The following is a 20,159-nucleotide window of genomic DNA, read 5'->3' on the forward strand; positions in this document are numbered from 1 at the left end:
GAAACGCAAAATCGGACGATGGATGGTTTTGAAATGAATGTTGGAAAGCGGGCTGTGCGGAAGAATTTAATTCTGTTTAATTCGCGGTGGTAAATTTTTCATCGGTTCGGCGCCCGCTGCGATGGCGGGCGCCAGGCACGTTCAATACAGGGTTTGCGCCGATTCGTGCAGCAGCTGGCCATACAGGGTATGGCGCATCTTGGCGATCTTGCCTTCAGACAATGCTTGCAGGATGGCGCACTGCGGCTCGATCAGGTGGCGGCAGTTATAGAACTTGCAGCCGCCCAGGTAGGGCTGGAATTCGCGGAAGGCCCGCTCCAGCATGCCCTCGGACAAGTGGTACAGGCCGAATTCCTGGAAGCCGGGCGAATCGATGATGGAACTGTTCGAGCCCAGTTCGTCGAGCTTGTACAGGCGCGTAAAGGTCGTCGTGTGCTTGCCCGTGTCGAGCGCGGCCGAGATTTCGCGCACGGCGATATCCGCGTCCGGTACCAGCAGGTTGATCAGCGACGATTTGCCCATGCCCGACTGGCCGATCAGGATCGACGACTGGCCCGCCAGCAGCGGCGCCAGGGTGGCCACGGCGTGTTCCGGGTCGGCGCGCGCCGACACTTCATCGACGGGATAGCCCATCGAGGAATACGGCAGCAGGCGTTCGCGGGCGCGCTCCAGCGAGGCCGTCACGTCCGTCTTATTCAGGATGATGCGCGCCGCGATGCCGGCCGCGTCGGCCGCCACCAGCGAGCGCGAGATCAGGTCGTCGGCAAAGCCCGGTTCCGTCGCCACGACGATGAACAGCTGCGTCAAATTGGCGGCCAGCAGCTTCGATTTGTACTGGTCCGAGCGATACAGCAAGGTCTTGCGTTCCTCGATGCGGTCGATGACGGCCTGGTCGTTGGAGGTGCGCGTCAGGTGCACGATGTCACCCACGGCCACATTGGTCTTCTTGCCGCGCGTCACGCATTGCAGCTTGGCGCCTTCCACGTCGGCCAGGTAATGGCGGCCGTGGGCGGCGATGATGACACCCGTCAACTTGCCTTCGCTCATGGGGCCACCTGGCTGCTCTGGAAGATGAGGTCTGCCTTGGCGGCGCAGATGAAGTCGTTTTCGGACAGGCCGCCGGCGCCCTGGTTGACCGAGTGCGTATCGTAGCGCACGGCGCAGGTTTTGTAAGTGATGATGAGCTCCGGATGGTGGTCTTGCGTATGGGTCATATAGGCCAGGGCGTTCACGAACGCCAGGGTCTGGTAGTAATTCTTGAAGCCGAAGTCGCGGCACAGCTTGCCATTTTGCAGCGTCCATTGGGGCAGCAGGGCATGCAGGGTGGCGATGTCGGTGTCGCCCAGCGCCTGCTGGCGCGGTGCGCAGGACAGTTGGGCCAGGTCTTGCGAAGTCGATGGCGTATTCATGTGGCAGCCCCTTTCAGGTGGCGGATGCGCACGCTGGCCGGCGGATGCGAGTCATAGAAGGCCGAGTGCAGCGGGTCGGGCGTCAGGGTCGACGCATTGTCTTCATACATTTTCACCAGCGCCGAGACCAGGTCGTCCGCTTGCGTGTGCGTGGCGGCAAAGGCGTCGGCTTCGAATTCGTGCTTGCGCGAGCTGAGCGAGGTCAGCGGTCCCAGCAGGAAAGTGAAGACCGGCAAGGCCAGCATGAACAGCAGCAGGGCCAGCGCATCCGTCGGCTGGCCCGTCAGTGCCAGGGTGACGGGATCGATGCCCAGGCCCGCGTAAAACCACGGCTGCGTCTTCAGGAAGCCCAGCAGGGCCAAAAAGCCCAGCGAGATGACGAACATCATGGCGATGCGCTTGACGATGTGCTTGAGCTTGAAATGGCCCAGTTCATGCGCCAGCACGGCTTCGATTTCCTGCGGCGCCAGGCGCGACAGCAGGGTGTCGAAGAAGACGATGCGCTTGTTGGCGCCAAAACCCGAGAAATAGGCATTGCCGTGGGCGCTGCGCTTCGAACCGTCCATCACGAACAAGCCTTTCGAGGCGAAACCCACGCGCTGCATCAAGCCTTCGATGCGGCTTTTCAAGGATTCGTCGGCCAGCGGCGTGAATTTGTTGAACAGGGGAGCGATGACGGTCGGAAACAGCACCATCATCAGCAACTGGAAGCCGCTCCAGACGAACCACGCGTACAACCACCACAGGTCGCCCGACCTGGCCATCAGGGTCAGCACGACCCAGATCAGCGGCAAGCCGATGGCCGCGCCCAGGCCCACGCCCTTGAGCATGTCCGTGAAGAACAGCTTGCGTGCCATGGTGTTGAAGCCGAAACGTTGTTCCAGCACGAATTGGCGGTAGTAATCGAAGGGCAGGTCGATCAGGCCGGAAATGACGGCAAAGGCGGCGATCAGGCCGATCTGGTACAGCATGGGCGAACCCGCTCCCATCCATTCATTCAGGGACAGCGCCAGCCACTGCAGGCCGCCCAGCAAGGTGAAACCGATCAGCACGGCATAGTTGACCAGCAAGGTCAGCAAGCCGAACTTGGTCTTGGCCACCGTGTAGTCGGCCGCCTTCTGGTGCGCGGCCAGCGGGATCTTTTCCGCGAATTCGGGCGGGACCGCAGCGCGGTGGGCCAGCACGTGGCGAATCTGCCGCGAAGCGAGCCAGAAGCGCACGGCCAGGGTCAAAACGAGGACGGATACAAACAAAATCGAAAACGCGAGTGAATACATTCTGTGCCTGTGAGAAAATGGCTGATTATTTAGTTTGATTAGGCCAAGAGAGAATTATGTCACAAGCGACCGACTTAACCGCATCCACCCCCGCACCCGTTGTCCCGGCACGTCCAAACGAGATGAACCTGGTCTGGGTCGACATGGAAATGACGGGCCTGGAGCCCGATACCGACCGCATCATCGAGGTGGCGGTAGTGGTGACGGACATGCATTTGAACCTGCTGGCCGAAGGCCCCGTGTTCGTGATTCACCAGTCGGATGAAACCCTGAACAAGATGGATGCCTGGAACAAGGGTACGCACGGCCGCTCCGGCCTGATCGACAAGGTGAAAGCGTCGACCGTGACGGAAGCGCAGGCGGAAGCGGAACTGATCGCGTTCCTGAAGAAATACGTGCCGGCAGGCAAGTCGCCCATGTGCGGCAACACCATCGGCCAGGACCGCCGCTTTATGGTGCGCGGCATGCCGAAACTGGAAGCGTTCTTCCACTATCGCAATGTTGATGTATCGACATTGAAAGAGCTGTGCAAGCGCTGGAAGCCGGAAATCGCTACCGGTTTCAAGAAACACCAGAAGCACACTGCGTTGGCCGATATTCTGGAGTCGATCGAGGAACTGAAATACTACCGCGAGCACTTCATTAAATTGTAAGTTAAAACGCCTCACAAAACCTACTGCGCGTCGGTATAGGCGGCCTGCGATGCTCACCGTACTAAAAGTACGGTTGCGCTTCTTGGCCACCTCTCCCTTCCGCTCGCTACGGTTTTGTGAGGCGTCGCGAAGCTTCCGTTACAATCGTTCCAAAGTCGAAATCGAGGCTGTGCCAAGCCCCATCCTCGCCTTGCCACTCCAGCGCAAACGCTCCCGTTTGTCGTAAAGCCGCGATCCAGCGCACTTCGCCAGGCTGGCGGAAATATTCCGCGCACTGTCCGAACGGCTGGCCCAGCCGACACAGTACCAATCCTTCCCCTGCCACGGCGCACCATTGCTCATTGATATCGATCAAGGCCACGGCCGGATCGCCATAGAATTCGCCCAGCTCTTGCCGCCATCCACCAGCCGCTGTCACGCTGGCCTGTTCATATTCATGTTGGACAATATATTCGGCGCTGCGCGCCAGTTCGCGGCGACTCATGCTGTCTCCACGGTGGGCCAGACGGTTTCCTGGTCGGCGCGCGCCTCGGCGATCAGCCATTCGCAGAATGCATGCACGAGGGGCCGCGTTTCCGCCTGGGGCGAGCGCAGCAAATAATAGCAGTGGGGACCGCGCACGGCGTGTTCGAAGACGCGCACCAGGCGGCCCGAGCGCAGGTCGTCGCCGATCAGGGGGCTGGCGGCGATGGCCACGCCCTGGCCGCTGGCGGCCGCGTCCAGGCATAAATACGTGTGCGAAAAGCGCGCGCCACTGTTGCCGCTATTGCCGCTGTAATGTACGCCGCAGCTGTGCAGCCAGCGCGTCCAGTCGATTTCGCCTGGCAGGTGCACTTCCGGTTCGTCGTGCAGCAGCGGGTAGCGCAGCAGGTCGGCGGGCTGGCGCAGGCTGGCCGCGTTGGCGCGAAAGCCGGGGCTGCAGACGGCGGAAAACCATTCTTCCATGAGTAAATCCACTTTGAGGCCCGGATAGCGGCCCGGTCCCAGGCGGATGGCCACGTCCACGCCATCGCGCGCCAGGTCGACCGGGTGCATCGAGGCCAGCACGCGCAGCTCGATCTGCGGATAGCGGTCGCGCAGGCGGCCCAGGCGCGGCATCAGCCAGCGCGAGACGAGCGAGCTGGTGGCCGTCACCGTCACCACCTTGTCATCGCCCTGGCGGCGCGCCTGCTCGGAGACGTCGGCCAGCTGGTTGAGTATCGGCCCCAGCGAGGCCGCATAGCGCTGGCCAGCGCTGGTGAGCACCACGCCGCGCGGCAGGCGCTGGAACAGCACGACGCCGAGCCACGCTTCCAGCTGTTTCACGTGGTGGCCGATGGCGCCTGCCGAGACGTGCAATTCTTCGCCCGCGCGCTGGAAGCCTTCATGGCGGGCAGCCGCTTCGAAGGCGTGCAGGGCGGCGAGCGGGGGCAGGGAACGTGACATGGCACTCTTCAAGAGAATTGAGCCTCAGTAATATTTGGCCTATCCGTGAAGAATATTGGTTTGTTTCATTTTGCGCAAGCGAATATGATGCCGTCACTGCGTGAAGTGACCCACAATATGATTCACGCATAAATTATCGCCAGCCTTGCTTGGCATTTATATTTACAACGCCTGGAAAAACCGTCGCGAGCGGCAGTGATTTGTGGCCGAGAAGCGCAACCGTACTTCAGTACGGTGAGCATCGCAGGCCGCAAAGCGCGACGCGCAGCAGGTTTGCCCTGGCGTACTCAAAGAGGTTTAGTCATGTCTGATCGCCGCGCCGTTGCGCTGGTGTTGCTGTCGGCCGCCGGTTTCGGCAGTTCCGCAGTGTTTGCCAAGGCGGCCTATGCGTCCGGGGTCAACCCGTCGACCATGCTGGCCTTGCGTTTCGTCATCGCCGCCATGCTGTTGCTGCCGCTCGTGTGGCTCGGTGGCTGGCGCTTGCCGCGCGGCCGCCTGCTGGCCGGCTACATGCTGATGGGCTTGATGTACACGGCCCAGTCGCAAGGCTATTTCAATGCCTTGATGTATGCCAGCAGCGGCCTGTGCGGCATGCTGCTGTATGTGTATCCCGTGCTGGTGACGATCCTGGCGCTGGCACTGGGCTGGGAAAAGCTGGATCGGCGCATGCTGGTGCTGATGGCGCTGGCGATTGCCGGCATGGCCATCACCCTGGGCGGCAAGCTGCAGGGCCAGCCCATTGGCATCGCGCTGGCATTGATGGCGGCAGGCGTGTACGCCGTGTACATCCTGTTTGGCAACAGCCTGTCGAAAAGCCGCGAGAATATTCACCCATTGGCCGCCTGTGTGGTGATCCTGGGCACGGCTGGCCTGTCGAATACTGCGATTGCCCTGTGGCAAGGCGTGGCCTTGCCGGGCACGCCGACGGGCTGGCTGGCCGTCAGCGCCATCGCCCTGTTCTCGACGGCCATCGCGATTGCCGCCTTCTTTGCCGGCGTGGCGCAAATCGGCGCGGCCAAGGCATCCATTATTTCCACGTTTGAACCTGTGATCACGATGGCGTTCGGCGTGACCATGCTGAAAGAATCCGTCAGCGGCACGCAATTGCTGGGCGGCGCCATGGTGCTGGCCGCCGTCGTCTTGCTGGCGCAGCGTCCCGCGCCCAAGGCCGCGGCCATGCCGGGCGTGCAGGCCAGCGCCTGATCCTGTTTTCCTGAACTGATCGGCTGTATCGATCGGTCTCCTTTGCGCCGCGACGGGTTTCCTGTCGCGGCGCTTTTTTTGCACATAAAATCTTGATTGCGAATGATTCTCATTTATAATTGACTGCAAGATTCCCCCACCACCAGCCAGCCCTCCGCATGCCAGCCAGTGTTCGCCTTGAAAGGAGACACCGTGTTGAGCACGTTCCCCATTTGCAATACCGAGCTGGTCGCCAGCGAATTTGCCCGCCTGCGCCGCGAAAAGAAAGCCCGTCACCGCGACATCGCCGAGGAACTGGGCATTGCCGAAGGCGAGCTGATTGCCGCGCATGCCGGCTTGTCGCTGGCCCATGGCGCCTTGCTGAGCGCCGAGCGCCTGCAGGCCGACTTGCCCGCCATCATCGCCGCGCTCGAACCGCTGGGCGAAGTCATGGCGCTGACGCGCAACGCCTCGTGCGTGCATGAAAAGACGGGCGTCTATCGAAAAGCCAGCCATAACAATCATGTGGGCCTGGTGCTCGGTGGCGACATCGACTTGCGCGTGTTTTACCGCCACTGGGCACATGGTTTTGCCGTTCGGGAGGTGAACGAGGGCGAAAACGCGGTGCAGCGCAGCCTGCAATTTTTCGATGCGGCCGGCCATGCCGTGCACAAGATTTTCCTCAAGCCGCAAAGCGACCTGGCCGCCTACGACGCGCTGGTGGCGCATTTTGCCGACGCGAACCAGGCGGCCGGCATCGCCGTGACGGCGCCGGTGGTCCCGCCAGCGGAATTGCCCGACGCGCAGATCGACGTGGCCGGCTTTCGCGCCGCCTGGGCCGATTTGCGCGACACGCATGAATTTTTCACCGTGCTGAAAAAGTATGCGGTCTCGCGCCTGCAAGGCCTGCGCCTGGCCGAGGCGCGCTTCGTGCAGCAGATCGACAAATCCTGCGTGCTCGACCTGCTCAATAGCGCCGCCCTCGAAAAGGTGTCCATCATGGCTTTCGTCGGCAATGCCGGCATGATCCAGATCCATTCGGGGCCCGTGCACAAGATCGCCGTGATGGGGCCGTGGATCAATGTCCTCGACACGCGCTTCAACCTGCATTTGCGCGAAGACCATATCGCCAGCGCCTGGGTGGTGAAAAAGCCCACCGTCGATGGCCTGGTGACGTCGGTGGAACTGTTCGACGCGAAGGGCGACACCATCGTCATGTTCTTCGGCGAACGCAAGCCGGGCGTGCATGAATTGTGCGAATGGCGCCATATCGTCGACAGAGTGGCGCAGGAGGGCGAACTATGCGCCGCATGATCGCCGCCAGCGTGGCGCGCCGCATCGCGCTGAAAAAAATGGGGGCGGGAGCACTGGCCCTGGCCGCGCCGATGCAGGTGCTGGCCGCCGTGTCCGACGCGGGCACACCTGTGGTCAAAGCGCGGCGCATCGTCAGCGTCGGCGGCGCCCTGACGGAAATCGTCTACGCGCTCGGGGCGCAGGGCGAGCTGGTGGGCGTCGATACGACGTCGCTGTATCCGGTCGTGGCGCAACAGCTGCCGCAAGTGGGTTACGCGCGCACCCTGTCGGCCGAGGGCGTGCTGTCGCTGGCGCCCACGCAGCTGATCGCCACCGAGGAAGCGGGGCCGCAAGCGGTGCTGCGCCAGGTGCGCGACGCTGGCGTGCCGGTGGCGGTGCTGAACGCGAGTAACCAATTCGAAGGATTGCTCGAACGGGTGAAACAGGTGGGCCAGATCACGGGACGTGCCGACCCCGCCGCGCGTCTGGCGCAAGCCTTGCAGCAGCAGTGGCACGGCGCCCTGGGCAAGGTGCGCCAGCGCAGCCAGTCACCGGTACCATCAGCCGTGCGCGTGCTGTTCATCCTCGCCCATGCGCCCAACCAGGTGATGGTGGGCGGGCGCGAGACGGGCGCCGACGCCATGCTCGCGTATGCGGGCGCCGTCAACGTGATGGGCGGGCAGGGCGGATTCGCCGGCTACAAGCCCCTTACGCCGGAAGCCGTGATCGCCGCGCGGCCCGATATCGTGCTCGTCACGGAGCAGGGACTGAAAGCCTCGGGCGGCGTGGACGGCATCTTGAAACTGCCAGGCCTGGCGCAGACGCCGGCCGGGCGCAAGCACCGCATCGTCTCGCTGGAAGCCATGCTGCTGCTGGGCTTTGGCCCGCGCATGCCGCAGGCGCTGGCCGAACTCGACGCCGCCTTCGCCAAAGCCATGGCCGCATGAACGTGCGCGCGATGACGCCGGCAGTGTCCTGGCCACGCTGGGGTGCCGGCGCTCTGCTGGCCGCCGCACTGGTGTGCAGCTTGCTCATCGCCGTGCAGGCGGGCGCCGTGCCCGTGACACCGGCCGACTGGCTGGCGCCGTTTCAAGCGGGCGACGCGGCGCAGTCCGGTGGCGCATACGTGCTGTGGCATATCCGCTTGCCGCGCGCCCTGTTTGCCATCCTGATCGGCGCCGCGCTGGCGCTGGCCGGCGGCCTGACGCAAGGGTTGTTCCGCAATCCGCTGGCCGACCCGGGGCTGCTGGGCGTGAGCAGCGGCGCCGCCTGCGCGGGCGCGGCTACCATTGTCTTCGCCGCCAGCCTGCACGTGGCGCCCGAGCTGCGCGTGTGGCTGCTGCCGGGGGCCGCGTTTGCCGGCGCCATGCTCATTTGCGTGCTGCTCGACCGCGTTGCCCGCTGGGCCACGCCCGGCTCCATCGTCGGCCTGCTGTTGACGGGCGTGGCGCTCAATGCCATCACGGTGGCCGCCATGGGCCTGTGCATCTACCTGGCCAGCGACGACCAGCTGCGCACCCTGACTTTCTGGACCCTCGGCTCGCTGTCGGCCGGCAGCTGGCGCCAGGTGGCGGCGTTGCTGCTGGTGCTGGCCGGCGCGCTGTGGGCCACGCGCTTCCTGATGCGTTCATTGAATGCGCTGGCGCTGGGCGAGGCGCAGGCGCTGCATGTGGGTATCGACGTGGGCCGGCTGCGCACGCAGGTGATCGTGCTGGTGGCCGTGCTGACGGGTTTTGCCGTCGCCTGGTGCGGCGGCATCGGTTTTATCGGCCTGATCGCGCCGCACCTGGTGCGCACCTGGCTGGGCGCGGACCAGCGTCGCGTGCTGCCGCTGGCGATGCTGATGGGCGGCTTGCTGCTGCTGTTGGCCGACACCCTGGCGCGCACGGTCGCCATTCCCGCGGAAGTCCCCGTCGGTATTTTCACGGCCTTGCTGGGCGGGCCATTTTTCCTGATGCTGTTGCGGCGCTTCCGCCACGCCAGCGCCTAGAGGTGAACATGACGTCGCTGCTGGAACTCTCCTTCGCCACCACCCAACTTGGCCAGCAGTATTTCGGCCCCTTCAATGTGCGGGTGGCGCCCGGCGAGCGCATCGCCATCCTCGGCCCCAGCGGCGCGGGCAAGTCGACCCTGCTCAAACTGATGGCGCGCGAATTGCATCCGCAGGCGGGCCAGGTGGCGTTCGCCGGCCGGCCGCTGGCGCAGTGGCCGCTGGCCGAACTGGCGCGGCGCCGCGCCGTCCTGCCACAGGCATCGAGCGTGGCCTTCGGACTGCAGTGCGAACTGGTGATCGGCCTGGGGCGGGTGGCGCGCCTGGTCGACCCGCAACTGGAGCGTATCGTGCAGGACGCAGCGGCCCTGGCGCACGCCGCGCATTTGCTGGGCCGCCGCCTGGACACCCTGTCCGGCGGCGAACAGGCCAGGGTGCAGCTGGCGCGCATCTTCGCGCAGATGTGGGACGCACACGATGGCTTGATACTCGTCGACGAACCGCTGGCGGCGCTCGATCCCGGCCTGCAGTTCGATTTGCTCGACAGCCTGCAGCAGTTTTGCGCCGCGCGCGGCCACGCCGTCGTCGCCATCCTGCACGACATCAATCACGCCTTGCTGGGCTTTGACCGGCTGCTGCTGGTGCGTTCGGGCCAGCTGGTCGCCGACATCGCCAGCGATGCCGAGGCGGTTCCCGCCCTGGCCGCGCTGTACGGCATCGCCCTGACGACGGCGACCAGCAGCGATGGCGACGTCTGCGTCATCCCCGCCAGAAGTGCGGTGCGCAGGGCCGCCTGACCGATTAGCTCACTCACCAGACGTCTGCCGCGCGCGGCCGCGCCATCTGGCCACTGCCCAGCAGCCACACCATCAGGGCCTCGGCCTGTTCGCGCGTGGCCGCCACCTCCTGCACGATGCCGAACGCCTTCATGGCGCCAGCCGCCATCGCCTGCAGGCGCGCGCGCTGGTCCGCGTCCGCCTCGACCGTTACCAGACCACGGCAAAGGGCGGCCAGCGCCACCTTGTTATGCTTGAGCCACAGGCCGCGCCGCTTGCGGTCGACGTGCGCTTCATCGCTGCGCTCTTCCTCGAACAGCAGGACGAACGGTACACCATGGCGCAGCAGGGCGTCCATGTCGTTTTCCCACAGCGGGGCATAGCCGGTGACGGCCGTTTCAGGGCGAAAGCGCACGATGGGAAAGTCGCTGACGTCGTGGATGGAAAAATGTGCGGGATTCGGTTTCATGGCGTGCTTCCTTGCGATGTGCTTGTAAATGCTTGCCAGCCGCCGCCCAGCGCCTTGTAGACCTGGACCAGCGACAGCGCAGCGGTGGCGCGGCTGTCGACCAGCGCCGCTTCGTTGTTCAGTAAGGTGTTTTGCACATGCAGCACGTTGAGCAGGTCCGTGCCGCCCTGGCGGTATTGCAGTTCCGCGCTGCCCAGCGCGCGGCGTCCCTGCTTGACGGCTTCATCGAGGCTGGCCTGGCGGCGCTGGTTCGCCTGGTAGCCCGAAAGCGCGTCTTCCACCTCGTGCCAGGCGGCCAGCACCGTCTGGCGGTAAGCGATGGCCGCCTCCTGCTGCTGCGCCTCGCGCAATTGCAGCTTGCCGCGCAGGCGGCCGCCATCGAACAGGGGCACGCTGAAGCCGGGGCCGAAGGCGAAGCGTTTGGCGTCCCAACCGATGTCGGACAGCTGCATCGCTTGCAAGCCGACGCTGCCCGAGAGCGTGATGCGTGGATAAAAATCGCCTTGCGCCACGCCGATGGCGGCCGCGGCCGCGTGCAGCTGCGCTTCGGCGCGGCGGATGTCGGGACGCCGCCCGGCCAGGCTGCTCGGCACGCCCAGTTGCACCTGCATGGCCATGGCGGGAATGTCCTTGCCCGCCGCCAGTTCCGCCTGCAGGCCTTGCGGCGGCAGCGCCAGCAAGAGGGCGAGGGCATTGCCCAGGCGCGCTTCGCGCTGCTGCAGCGGCGGCAGGCGCGCTTCGATGGTGGCGACATGGGCCGCCGCCTCGGCTTCGTCGAGCTGCGTCGCCGCGCCTTCGCGCAGGCGGATGCGGGTCAGGTCCAGGGTATGGCGCGCGATATCGAGCAGCTGCTGCGTGATGGCCAGCGTCTGCTGCGCGCCGCGCAGCTCGATGTAGTCGCGCGCCGTCTCGGCCAGCACGGCCAGCAGCACGCCACGCTGCGTTTCCACGGCCACGTCGACGCGCGCGTCAGCCGCTTCCACTTCGCGCCGCACGCGGCCCCACAGGTCCAGTTCCCAAGCCGCGTCGAGATTGCCTTGCCACAGGCTGTAGGCGGCCTGGCCGTTGTTGCGCGACGGGTCGCTCAAGCCTTGTTCGCTGTTGCGCGCGCGGCTGTAGCCGCCATTCGCGCCCAGCGACGGGCCTTGCGCTGCGCCGGCCACGCCGCGCGCGGCGCGGCTCTGTTCCAGCCGGCTGCTTGCCGCCAGCACGTCGAGGTTGGCGCCGGCGGCGCGCTGCAGCAAGGATGACAGGGTTGCGTCGCCAAAGCTGTCCCACCAGCGCTGTTCGATGGCGCCATCCTGTGCTGCGGCGAAACGGGCGTCCTGCGCCTGGCGCCATTGCTGCCCCAGATCATGGTGCGGACGCTGGAAGTCGGTGCCGACGCTGGCGCAGCCGGCCAGGCCCAGGGCCGTGATGAGTATCAGTGCTTTCATCGTGCGCTCACCTGTTGCAGCTGTTGGCGGCGCATGGCCGTATCGATGCGCACTTCGGCCGACATGCCCACGCGCAAGCGGCTGTCGCCATCCTGGCCCGGATCGAGCGCGATCCTGACGGGGATGCGCTGCACCACCTTGGTGAAGTTGCCGGTGGCGTTTTCCGGCGCGATGGCGGCGAACGTCACACCCGTGGCGGGGGCGATGCTGTGCACTGTGCCGTGCAGGAGCACGCCCGGATAGGCGTCGACGGCGATGCTGGCGCGCTGGCCCTGGCGCACGTGGGTCAGCTGGGTTTCCTGCAGGTTGGCGACGACGAAGCTGCGGTTCAAGGGCACCACGGCCATCAGGCTGGCGCCGGGCGCCACCAGGGCGCCGACGCGCACCGCGCGGCGTCCCACGATGCCGTCGATGGGGGCGCGCAGCTGCGTATGCGACAAATCCAGTTCGGCCCGTTGCAGGCTGGCGCGGGCGCGCAGCAGGGCCGCGTCGGCCGCGCCTTGCTGAGCTTGCAAGATTTCCGTCTGCTTGCGGGTGGAGACGAGGGCGGCGCGGTTTTGCGCCAGGCGCGCGCGGCTCACGTCGAAGCGCGATTGCGCCTGTTGTGCGTTCTGCACGCTTCCTGCACCCTGGCCGGCCAGGTGCGTTGAACGGGCCAGCTCCTGCTGCGCCAGTTTGTCTTCCGCCTGGTTGGCGTCGACCAGGGTCGTGGCTTGTTCGATCACCGATTGCTGGCGCTGCAAGGTAGCGCGGGCATTCGCCAGCTGCGCTTCGGCGCCGGCGACGTCGGCGCGGGCCGAGGCGGCGGCGGCCTGGTAATCGCGGTCGTCGATACGCGTCAGCAGATCACCCGCCTTGACAGTCTGGTTGTCTTCCACCAGCACTTCCCGCACGATGCCGCCCACCTTGGGGGAGAGCACGGTGTAGTCGGCGCTGACAAAGGCGTCGTCGGTGCTTTGTTCATCGCCACGGGCGAACAGCAGTTGCCAGGCGCAAAAGGCGAGGGCGCAGGCCAGCAGGGCCAGGCCGAGAAGAAAGGCGCGCGAGCGCAGTATGGGTTTTTGCATGGTGAAGCTCTTTCGTGAAGTAAAAGTCAGGCGGCGCGCGGCGGATAGACGCGCGTCGGCAGGATGGGAATGATCACAATCATGGCCAGCGCGATGGCGGCCACGGTGAGGTACAGGTCGGACGAGGTCAGGGTGACGACTTGCGCATGCATGCGCTGCGCCAGGCCAGGATCCAAACCTGCCATGTCCACGCCGGCCGGCAGGTTGCCCAGGCGCTCGCTGAGCACCGTCGAATGGAAATGGTTGCGGCGCGTGATCAGGGCATCGAGCACGCCGGTGGCGACGACGGCCGACATGCCCTTGATGGTGTTGAACCAGGCCGAGGCGAAAGGGCCATCCTGCGGCGCCAGGCCCGTGGTGGCCAGCAGCAGCAAGGGAATCACGGCCATCGGTTGTGCAAAGATCTGCACCGCTTGCAGCAGGTAGAAATGCGTGCGGATCCAGTCCGGCGACATGCGCGCACCGAGCACGCAGGACAGGGCCAGCAGGGCCAGGCCGATGGCCAGCACCCAGCGGCAGTCGACGGCGCGGATATTGCACAGGGCGGCCACCAGCGGCAGGGCGATCAGCTGCGGCAGCGCCACCATCAGCATCACGGGCGCCGTTTGCAGCGGGCGATAGGCGTGCACCTGCGCCAGGTAGGACGAGGGAATCAGGATCACGGCCAGCAGCACGAACAGCACGCCGCCCAGGGTCAGCAGGGCGTGGCTGAGGTTGCGCCGTGACAGCAGTTGCAGCTTGAAAAACGGCAGCGGGTGCGACCATTCGTTGATGAAGAACAGCACCAGCAGCAGGAGGCCGCCGCCCAGCAGCACGCAGATCAGCGGCGAAGCGAACCACGCCATGCGCTCGCCCTGCAGCATGCCGATGACCAACATGCTGATGGCGGGCAGGCCAAGCAGCAGGCCGCGCCAGTCGAACTGGCGCAAGCGCTCCAGGCGCAGCGGGTCTTGCGGCAAGCCCCAGGACACCATCAGCAGGGCGACGATGCTGCCCGGGATGATTTGCCAGAAGGCCCATTGCCAGCCCAGGTACTCGGTCCAGAAGGCGGCCAGCGGCGTGCCCAGGCTGGGGCCGAAAGTGGCGCTCAGCGCATAGCCGCCCAGGCCATACAGCTTGATGTTCGGCGGCAGGAAGCGCAGCGCCACCGTCATCAGCATGGGTGGCAGGGCGCCGCCGGCCGCTCCCTGCACCACGCGCAGCAGCATCAGCACGGACAGGTTGGGCGCGAGCGGGCATAGCAGGCCGGCGGCCATGCAGACGAGGATGGCGCTGGCCGTCAGGCGGCGCAGCGAGAAGGTGACGGAACACCACGGCGCGAACGCCATGGCCGATACCGAGGCGGCCGCATACAGGGCCACGAGCCAGCTGGCGTCGTCGCGCGCGATGCCCATGGCGCCGCGGATGTCGGCCAGCGCGACCTTGGTGATGTTTTCATTCAGGCCGGACACCAGCACGGCCAGCAGCACGCCGGCCAGGCCCGTGGCCAGGCGCAGGCCGAAAATGGGAGGTGCGGGTGGCGCGGCCGCGGGGACGGCGCCGGGAAGCGGTACAGCAGACACAGGGAACTCCGTGGATGAGGATCAGTCCACGCAGTATAGGTAGCGCTAAATATGATGAAAATTGATCATTGATGAAGTCTGAATTGCGTCAGACGCAATGATGAGTGGGGTCGGACCCTATGGGTCTGACCCCGGTCTTTGTCGTTGGGTTTGGCGTCTGGCGGGTGAGTTCAAATCAAACTCCCCCAAATCAAATGCTGGAGTCAGACCCGCAAGGGTCTGACCCCGTGCACAAGTCCTTGATCATGCGGCGCAGCCAGCGGTGCGCATGGTCGTGGTCGAGGCGCGGGTGCCAGGCCTGGAATACTTCCACGCTGTCGACGGGGATGGGCAGCTGGAACGTGCGCAGCTTCAAGCCCAGGCGCTCGACAATGGCCAGCAGCGGCGTGGGCATCAGCGGCAGCAGCAGGCGCGAATCGGCCACGGCGAAGATGGCGGACTGAAAATTAGGGCTGATCAGCGACACCCGGCGCGTGTAGCCCCGCTCGGCCAGGATGGTGTCGAAGGGACCGCGCGCCAAGCCGCGCCGCGAGACGCTGATATGTTCGTATTCGGTAAAGCTGTCGAGGTTGATGGGCCCGTCGAAGAGCGGGTGGTCGCTGCGGGCGATGCCGACAAAGGAACTGGTAAACAGCTGCTGCAGCTTGATGTCGGGCGCAAAGGCGCGCCGCGCGCTGATGTACAGGTCGATGCGGCCCGCGTGCAGGGCGTCGTTTTCCGTGGCACCATCGCCTTCGGGCACGAAGCGCAGCACCGTGTGCGGCGCGTGCACAGCCAGCAGGTCGCGCAGCTTGCCGCCGTAGGCGCCGACAAACACGTCGTTGGCGCACAGGCTGAAAGTGCGTTCCAGCGTGCGCAGGTCGACTTCGCGGCCGGAAGTGAAGATGGCGTGCGCCTGCTCCACCACGCCGCGCACCTGCTCGCGCAATTCCAGCGCGCGCGGGGTGGGCGCCAGGCCGCGCCCGGAGCGCACGAAGACGGGGTCGCCGATGGCGTCGCGGATGCGCGCCAGGGTGCGGCTCATGGCCGGTGCGCTCAGATGCATGCGCCGCGCCGCAGCCACGGCGCTGCCTTCCTCGAGCAGGATATCGAGGGCGACGAGCAGGTTCAGGTCGGGGAGTTTCATGCGGCGATTATAGCCCGTGGGCCAACGCCAGCGCTGCGCCGGCAGGACGCCGGCGCAGAGAGTGAGGCTACTGCGGGATTACTCGGCTGCCGGCTCGGCGCCGCAGCATTTCTTGAACTTCTTGCCGCTGCCGCAAGGGCAGTCGTCGTTGCGGCCCACTTTCGGCTCTTCGCGCTTCATGGTTTGCACGGGAGCCTTGCGGCGCGGTACCCAGAAACGGTGGATGGCCGGCAGGTTCGCTTCCAGTTCCTGCGCCAGCTTGTGCGCCTTGACCGGGTCTTCCACCAGTTTCAGTTCGTCTTCCTTGATTTCGTCAGCGCCCAGCAGGTAGATCGGCTGCATCAGCTCGGCCACTTCGGAATCCCAGATTTCACTCCACGAGCCGGGACGCAGCTCCATGCCGTCCCAGAAGCCCCAGCACCAGGCTTCGGCGTCGATCAGGGTCTGGCCTTCGTAGTCGTGCTCGACGAACAGGGCTTCGAATTCCTTGGGCGCGACTTCAAACGTCACCAGCACTTCGTTCATGAAGCGCATGATCAGGTTGACGATGCGTTCTTCTTCCTTGCTGTTCTTGAATTTCGGCGCATCTTCGGCATCTTCGCCCCACACGCGTGGCAACCACTCGGCCGGCATGATCGGTTCCGGGCCGATGGCGACGGCCGTCAGATAGCCGTGCAGCATATCCATGGTCATCGCGTCTTCGGAGCAGCGCTCCGACAACAGGAATTGGTCTAGTTCGTCGAATTCTTTTTCTGATAATGGCTGTTCGAGTTGCATGGCTTGCTCTTTGATTGAATGTAAGGCACCAGTATACGCCTAGCGGCGCTTCATCGCCGAAGTGTTTGCACCGGCGGCGCGCGCGCGCCTTACAATGTCGCTTATGCACAATGAAAACCAGCCGCACGAGGACGACCGGCCCGTCCATCCCTTTTCCGCCCTGAGCCCCGATTGCGTGCTCGACGCCCTCGATAGCGTAGGCTTGCGCGGCGATGGCCGTCTGCTGGCGCTGAACAGCTATGAAAATCGCGTCTACCAGGTGGGCATCGAAGACAGCGCGCCCCTGGTCGCCAAGTTTTACCGTCCCGCGCGCTGGAGCGATGCTGCCATCCTGGAAGAGCACGCGTTCGTCTCCGAACTGGTCGAGCGCGAAATCCAGGTAGTGCCGGCGCTGGAAATCAACGGCAGCACCCTGCACCAGTACCAGGGCTTCCGCTTTGCCGTCTTCCCCCGCCACGGCGGACGCGCGCCCGAGCTGGACGATCCGGCGACGCTGGAATGGATAGGGCGTTTCATCGGCCGCATCCACGCCGTCGGCGCGCTGTCCACCTACCAGGAGCGGCCGGCGCTCGATCACCAGACGTTCGGTGTCGAGCCGCGCGAGTTCTTGCTGGAAGGCAATTTCCTGCCGCCCGAACTGCTGTCCGCGTATTCCAGCGTGGCGCAGCAGGCGCTTGATGGTGTCAAGCGCTGCTATGACCGCGCGGGTGACGTGGCCGTACTGCGCACGCATGGCGATTGCCATGGCGGTAACGTGCTGTGGACGGACGCCGGCCCCCATTTCGTCGATTTCGACGATAGCCGCATGGGCCCGGCCATCCAGGACCTGTGGATGATGCTGTCGGGCGAGCGCAGCGACCAGGTGCGCCAGATGAGCGACATCCTGGCCGGCTATGAAGACTTTTGCGATTTTGACCCACGCCAGCTGTACCTGGTCGAAGCGCTGCGCACCTTGCGCCTGATCCATTACTCGGCCTGGCTGGCGCGCCGCTGGGACGACCCCGCCTTCCCCGTCGCCTTCCCGTGGTTTAACACGCAGCGCTACTGGCAGGACCGCATCCTGGAATTGCGCGAGCAGGTGGCCTTGATGGATGAAGCTCCCCTATGGCCTATCTGAGTTAAATAGCGAAAAGAGCGGTAAAAGCGGCTCTTCTTGCCGCGCTGAAATACCTGTGCCCGCTACATAATGGTGTTAATAAATTCCTATAAGCAATGGAATTCACCCGAATAAGCGAGAAATCATGCAAGCACAGCAAAATCAGCGCCAGGCCGCCTCCCTCACCGTCGCGTACTCCGCCGACGACGAGTTCGACCAGGACAGCATGGTCTCGCTGCATGATTTCAAGGACCTGGAGCGCAAGGCGGAAGCGTCGGCTGTCGCCATCACGCCTGAACTGCAAGCCGAACCGGCAGCGGAAACCGATACCAAGGCGCCTGCCGCCGAACGCCAGAAAATGGAATTGAAAGCCATCCACGAGGCGATTGCCCGCGTGGAAGCGGAAGCGAAGGCCACCTGCGCCGCCGAAAGCCGCGCGCTGGCCGAGGCGCGCGTGCGCTCGCTGGCCGAGGACCGCGCCGCCATCGACGCGGCAGCCGCCGCCGCCGCACAGCAAAATGCGCAGGCAGCCGAAGAAGCGATTGCCGCCAACCGCGAACGTCTCGATACCATGCGCGCCGCCGCGCAAGCCAGCGTGGCCCGCCTGGAAGCCGTCAAGCAGGAGACGGCCGAACTGCGCGCCCGCGTGGAGTCCGACAATGCCATCCGCCTGGCCGCCGAACAGCGTTCGCGCGCCGAACAGGAAAGCCGCTTGCGCGCCAGCGAGCAAGTGGCCGTGCAGTCGGAACTGGCCGAGCAGGCCGCCCGCGCCGCCGAAGAATTGCAGGTGCAGACGGAGCAGGCGCGCCTGCAAGCCGTCGAGCGCGTCGCCGCCGTGCAGGCGGCCAAGGAAGAAATGGTGGGCATCGCTTCGGCCGACGCGCGCGTCGCCGTGCTGGCGCGTGAACGCGAGCGCCATGCGCACGGTGCGCGCCAGACGGCGCAGATGCTGGCCGAAGCGGAAAGCGAAGCGCTGGACTTGACGGTGCAGCGCGAACGCGCCGACCAGATCGCGCTGGAATCGGCGTTCAACCGCGCCGCCGCCGAAGTGCGCGCCCTGGAAGAAGCGCGCGCGCTGGCGCACCTGGAGCAGGAACGCGAAGCCATCGCGCTGGCGCAGGCGGAATCGGAGCGCCATGCGGCGCAATCCCTGCGCTTGCGCCTGCAAACGGAAAAGGAATTGCGCGACGCGGCTGTCCACCGCGAGCGCCTGGAAATGGTCGCCGTGGCCAGCGCGCAGGCGCGCCGCGACGCCGATGTGCGCATTCTGGCCGCCACTGAAGCGCGCATCGAAGTGGACCGCCAGCTGCGCGCCGTGGCGCTGGCCCGCGTGGCGGCCGAACAGGATGCGGAAATCGCTGGTCACGCCAAGTTGGAAGCGGAAACGGCGGCCCTCGAAGAAACCAAGGTACGCGAAGCGGCCGAGCAGGCAGCCGCCGTGGCGGCAGCCCGCGAAGTGGAAGAGCAGCAGCGCGCCGCCAGCCTGGCGTACGAACGCGCCGAACTGGCACGCCAGGCGTCGGAACTGGCCGCCAGCCAGAACGAAGCCGAGCAGGCCGAAGTCGATGCCGGCAAGGCTGCATTGGCTGCGCAGGAACAGGCATCGCAACTGGCACAGGAAAAAGCGCAGCAGGCGCAGCACCTGTTGCAAGCCGAGCAGGAGCGACTGGCCGCCGAACAAGCTGCCATCGCCGCCTTGAAAGAGAGACTGGAAGCGGAAGCGCTGGCGTTCAACGCGGCGCAGGAACGCATCGCCGCTGAAGGCGCGCAAGCCGAACTGCTGCGCGGCCAGCATGCTGCCGAACAGGCTTTGCGCGAAGCGGCGCAAAAGGAAGCCGACGCCATCCGCATCCTGATGGATCAGGCGCTGGTCGAAGGCGAGCAGAAAGCCGCTGCCGCGCAAGCCGTGCAGGCGCAGGCCCGCCTGGCCGTGGAACTGGGGCAGGTGCATAGCGAGCGCGCCCGTGTGGAAGAAGACAAGGCGCAAGCTGCCGATGCGCTGCTGGCGTCCGAGCGAGATTTCGTCGCTGCCGAACGCGAGTCGCTGGCCTTGATCGCGCAAAAACTGGTGCAGCAGCGCCAGACCAGCAATGCCGAAGAGCGGGCATCGCAGGCCATCGCCGGCCGCCTGGAAGCGGAAAAGCAGGCGACGGCGGCCGCCGAAGTGCGCGCCGCCATGGAACAGCAAGCGTTCGACGCCATGCGCCAGCGCGAGCAGCTGGAACGGGCCGCGCAGCAGGCGGCCAGCGAGAAGCTCGCTGCACAGCAAGCGTTGTTGGCCAGTGCCCAGGCCCATGCGGCCCTGCAGCGCAAGGCGGCCGAGACCACGCGCGCGATGGCGGCCGCCAAGCAGCAGTTGCTGGACCTGGAAACGGCGCGCGCGCAGCAGCAGGAGCGCGAACTGGCCGCCCTGCGCGCCAGCCTGGAGCAGCCGCAAAGCGTCTTTTCCAGCTCCTTGACCGCCGCCCGCGCGAAAGCCGAACAAGTCAGCTCGGCCAGCTTGACGCGCGAAGTGATCGAGCGCTTGACGCAGCCTAACGAAGCCGGCGCCGTCTGGCGTTCGCGTTGAATGCCTGAAAACCCGATAACACCCGGGGTCGGACCTTCATGGGGAAACGCAG

At 65.5% G+C, this 20,159-nt stretch carries 19 protein-coding genes; 8 read left to right on the top strand and 11 right to left on the bottom strand.

Features of this window, described 5'->3' with window-relative positions; translation table 11 throughout:
* Nucleotides 1–141 precede the first annotated feature (141 nt).
* From rsgA to ACQ4WL_RS23965, 3 genes are read right to left on the bottom strand one after another with little or no spacing between them, the layout of a single operon-like run.
* Nucleotides 142–1,047: a ribosome small subunit-dependent GTPase A gene (rsgA, locus tag ACQ4WL_RS23955; protein WP_436511989.1), complete on the bottom strand. Its 906-nt coding sequence runs from the start codon at nt 1,045–1,047 to the stop codon at nt 142–144.
* On the bottom strand, nt 1,044–1,409 hold the full coding sequence (locus ACQ4WL_RS23960; RefSeq protein WP_436511990.1) for a 4a-hydroxytetrahydrobiopterin dehydratase: 366 nt from the start codon (nt 1,407–1,409) through the stop codon (nt 1,044–1,046). Before ACQ4WL_RS23960 ends, rsgA begins: the two co-directional genes overlap by 4 nt.
* Complete coding sequence (locus tag ACQ4WL_RS23965; RefSeq protein ID WP_436511991.1) at nt 1,406–2,686, bottom strand: M48 family metallopeptidase; 1,281 nt, start codon at nt 2,684–2,686, stop codon at nt 1,406–1,408. The genes ACQ4WL_RS23960 and ACQ4WL_RS23965 overlap by 4 nt, the downstream gene beginning before the upstream one ends.
* A gap of 56 nt (nt 2,687–2,742) precedes the next feature.
* Between ACQ4WL_RS23965 and orn the strand changes: the two genes are divergently transcribed.
* The gene (gene orn, locus ACQ4WL_RS23970) at nt 2,743–3,339 is read left to right on the top strand and encodes an oligoribonuclease (protein ID WP_170840539.1); all 597 of its coding nucleotides are present in this window, start codon (nt 2,743–2,745) and stop codon (nt 3,337–3,339) included.
* Nucleotides 3,340–3,445: 106 nt separating this feature from the next.
* Here the strand turns inward: orn and ACQ4WL_RS23975 are convergent, their stop codons facing one another.
* A complete protein-coding gene (locus ACQ4WL_RS23975; RefSeq protein ID WP_436511992.1) occupies nt 3,446–3,823 on the bottom strand; it encodes a hypothetical protein in 378 nt (125 codons plus the stop codon).
* Complete coding sequence (gene gcvA, locus ACQ4WL_RS23980; protein WP_436511993.1) at nt 3,820–4,764, bottom strand: transcriptional regulator GcvA; 945 nt, start codon at nt 4,762–4,764, stop codon at nt 3,820–3,822. The genes ACQ4WL_RS23975 and gcvA overlap by 4 nt, the downstream gene beginning before the upstream one ends.
* Before the next feature lie 303 nt (nt 4,765–5,067).
* On the opposite strand from gcvA, the gene ACQ4WL_RS23985 reads away from it, so the two are divergent.
* From ACQ4WL_RS23985 to ACQ4WL_RS24005, 5 genes are all read left to right on the top strand, one after another.
* Complete coding sequence (locus tag ACQ4WL_RS23985) at nt 5,068–5,967, top strand: DMT family transporter (protein WP_141172219.1); 900 nt, start codon at nt 5,068–5,070, stop codon at nt 5,965–5,967.
* A 195-nt stretch (nt 5,968–6,162) separates the two neighbouring features.
* On the top strand, nt 6,163–7,260 hold the full coding sequence (locus tag ACQ4WL_RS23990) for a hemin-degrading factor (RefSeq protein WP_436512060.1): 1,098 nt from the start codon (nt 6,163–6,165) through the stop codon (nt 7,258–7,260).
* Nucleotides 7,248–8,186: a heme/hemin ABC transporter substrate-binding protein gene (locus ACQ4WL_RS23995; RefSeq protein WP_298409325.1), complete on the top strand. Its 939-nt coding sequence runs from the start codon at nt 7,248–7,250 to the stop codon at nt 8,184–8,186. The genes ACQ4WL_RS23990 and ACQ4WL_RS23995 overlap by 13 nt, the downstream gene beginning before the upstream one ends.
* A complete protein-coding gene (locus ACQ4WL_RS24000) occupies nt 8,183–9,229 on the top strand; it encodes a FecCD family ABC transporter permease (RefSeq protein WP_298409323.1) in 1,047 nt (348 codons plus the stop codon). Before ACQ4WL_RS23995 ends, ACQ4WL_RS24000 begins: the two co-directional genes overlap by 4 nt.
* Before the next feature lie 8 nt (nt 9,230–9,237).
* Entirely contained in the window at nt 9,238–10,026 is a 789-nt protein-coding gene (locus ACQ4WL_RS24005) for an ATP-binding cassette domain-containing protein (RefSeq protein WP_436511994.1), read from the top strand.
* 13 nt (nt 10,027–10,039) lie between these two features.
* On the opposite strand, the gene ACQ4WL_RS24010 is transcribed toward ACQ4WL_RS24005, so the two are convergent.
* The 6 genes from ACQ4WL_RS24010 to ACQ4WL_RS24035 form a co-directional block, all read right to left on the bottom strand.
* The gene (locus tag ACQ4WL_RS24010) at nt 10,040–10,474 is read right to left on the bottom strand and encodes a hypothetical protein (protein WP_436511995.1); all 435 of its coding nucleotides are present in this window, start codon (nt 10,472–10,474) and stop codon (nt 10,040–10,042) included.
* Nucleotides 10,471–11,910: an efflux transporter outer membrane subunit gene (locus tag ACQ4WL_RS24015; protein ID WP_436511996.1), complete on the bottom strand. Its 1,440-nt coding sequence runs from the start codon at nt 11,908–11,910 to the stop codon at nt 10,471–10,473. The genes ACQ4WL_RS24010 and ACQ4WL_RS24015 overlap by 4 nt, the downstream gene beginning before the upstream one ends.
* A complete protein-coding gene (locus ACQ4WL_RS24020; RefSeq protein WP_436511997.1) occupies nt 11,907–12,977 on the bottom strand; it encodes an HlyD family secretion protein in 1,071 nt (356 codons plus the stop codon). The genes ACQ4WL_RS24015 and ACQ4WL_RS24020 overlap by 4 nt, the downstream gene beginning before the upstream one ends.
* 26 nt (nt 12,978–13,003) lie before the next feature.
* A complete protein-coding gene (locus tag ACQ4WL_RS24025; RefSeq protein ID WP_436511998.1) occupies nt 13,004–14,539 on the bottom strand; it encodes an MFS transporter in 1,536 nt (511 codons plus the stop codon).
* A 190-nt stretch (nt 14,540–14,729) separates the two neighbouring features.
* Nucleotides 14,730–15,665, bottom strand: coding sequence for a LysR family transcriptional regulator (locus ACQ4WL_RS24030; RefSeq protein WP_436511999.1), 936 nt, complete (start codon nt 15,663–15,665; stop codon nt 14,730–14,732).
* A 78-nt stretch (nt 15,666–15,743) separates the two neighbouring features.
* On the bottom strand, nt 15,744–16,442 hold the full coding sequence (locus ACQ4WL_RS24035) for a UPF0149 family protein (RefSeq protein ID WP_436512000.1): 699 nt from the start codon (nt 16,440–16,442) through the stop codon (nt 15,744–15,746).
* 103 nt (nt 16,443–16,545) lie between these two features.
* Here ACQ4WL_RS24035 and ACQ4WL_RS24040 point away from each other — a divergent pair, with 103 nt between their 5' ends.
* Both ACQ4WL_RS24040 and ACQ4WL_RS24045 read left to right on the top strand, forming a co-directional pair.
* Nucleotides 16,546–17,559, top strand: a complete 1,014-nt coding sequence (locus ACQ4WL_RS24040) for a serine/threonine protein kinase (protein WP_436512001.1) — start codon at nt 16,546–16,548, stop codon at nt 17,557–17,559.
* 124 nt (nt 17,560–17,683) lie between these two features.
* Nucleotides 17,684–20,107, top strand: coding sequence for a coiled-coil domain-containing protein (locus ACQ4WL_RS24045; protein WP_436512002.1), 2,424 nt, complete (start codon nt 17,684–17,686; stop codon nt 20,105–20,107).
* The last annotated feature ends 52 nt before the right edge of the window (nt 20,108–20,159 follow it).

The organism is Janthinobacterium kochi, assembly GCF_051380715.1.
Taxonomy (GTDB): domain Bacteria; phylum Pseudomonadota; class Gammaproteobacteria; order Burkholderiales; family Burkholderiaceae_D; genus Janthinobacterium.

Coding starts and splice junctions, on each gene's coding strand:
- rsgA (WP_436511989.1), bottom strand. CDS start 1,047: ATGAGCGAAGGCAAGTTGACGGGTGTCATCATCGCCGCCCACGGCCGC.
- ACQ4WL_RS23960 (WP_436511990.1), bottom strand. CDS start 1,409: ATGAATACGCCATCGACTTCGCAAGACCTGGCCCAACTGTCCTGCGCA.
- ACQ4WL_RS23965 (WP_436511991.1), bottom strand. CDS start 2,686: ATGTATTCACTCGCGTTTTCGATTTTGTTTGTATCCGTCCTCGTTTTG.
- orn (WP_170840539.1), top strand. CDS start 2,743: ATGTCACAAGCGACCGACTTAACCGCATCCACCCCCGCACCCGTTGTC.
- ACQ4WL_RS23975 (WP_436511992.1), bottom strand. CDS start 3,823: ATGAGTCGCCGCGAACTGGCGCGCAGCGCCGAATATATTGTCCAACAT.
- gcvA (WP_436511993.1), bottom strand. CDS start 4,764: ATGTCACGTTCCCTGCCCCCGCTCGCCGCCCTGCACGCCTTCGAAGCG.
- ACQ4WL_RS23985 (WP_141172219.1), top strand. CDS start 5,068: ATGTCTGATCGCCGCGCCGTTGCGCTGGTGTTGCTGTCGGCCGCCGGT.
- ACQ4WL_RS23995 (WP_298409325.1), top strand. CDS start 7,248: ATGCGCCGCATGATCGCCGCCAGCGTGGCGCGCCGCATCGCGCTGAAA.
- ACQ4WL_RS24000 (WP_298409323.1), top strand. CDS start 8,183: ATGAACGTGCGCGCGATGACGCCGGCAGTGTCCTGGCCACGCTGGGGT.
- ACQ4WL_RS24005 (WP_436511994.1), top strand. CDS start 9,238: ATGACGTCGCTGCTGGAACTCTCCTTCGCCACCACCCAACTTGGCCAG.
- ACQ4WL_RS24010 (WP_436511995.1), bottom strand. CDS start 10,474: ATGAAACCGAATCCCGCACATTTTTCCATCCACGACGTCAGCGACTTT.
- ACQ4WL_RS24015 (WP_436511996.1), bottom strand. CDS start 11,910: ATGAAAGCACTGATACTCATCACGGCCCTGGGCCTGGCCGGCTGCGCC.
- ACQ4WL_RS24020 (WP_436511997.1), bottom strand. CDS start 12,977: ATGCAAAAACCCATACTGCGCTCGCGCGCCTTTCTTCTCGGCCTGGCC.
- ACQ4WL_RS24030 (WP_436511999.1), bottom strand. CDS start 15,665: ATGAAACTCCCCGACCTGAACCTGCTCGTCGCCCTCGATATCCTGCTC.
- ACQ4WL_RS24035 (WP_436512000.1), bottom strand. CDS start 16,442: ATGCAACTCGAACAGCCATTATCAGAAAAAGAATTCGACGAACTAGAC.
- ACQ4WL_RS24040 (WP_436512001.1), top strand. CDS start 16,546: ATGCACAATGAAAACCAGCCGCACGAGGACGACCGGCCCGTCCATCCC.
- ACQ4WL_RS24045 (WP_436512002.1), top strand. CDS start 17,684: ATGCAAGCACAGCAAAATCAGCGCCAGGCCGCCTCCCTCACCGTCGCG.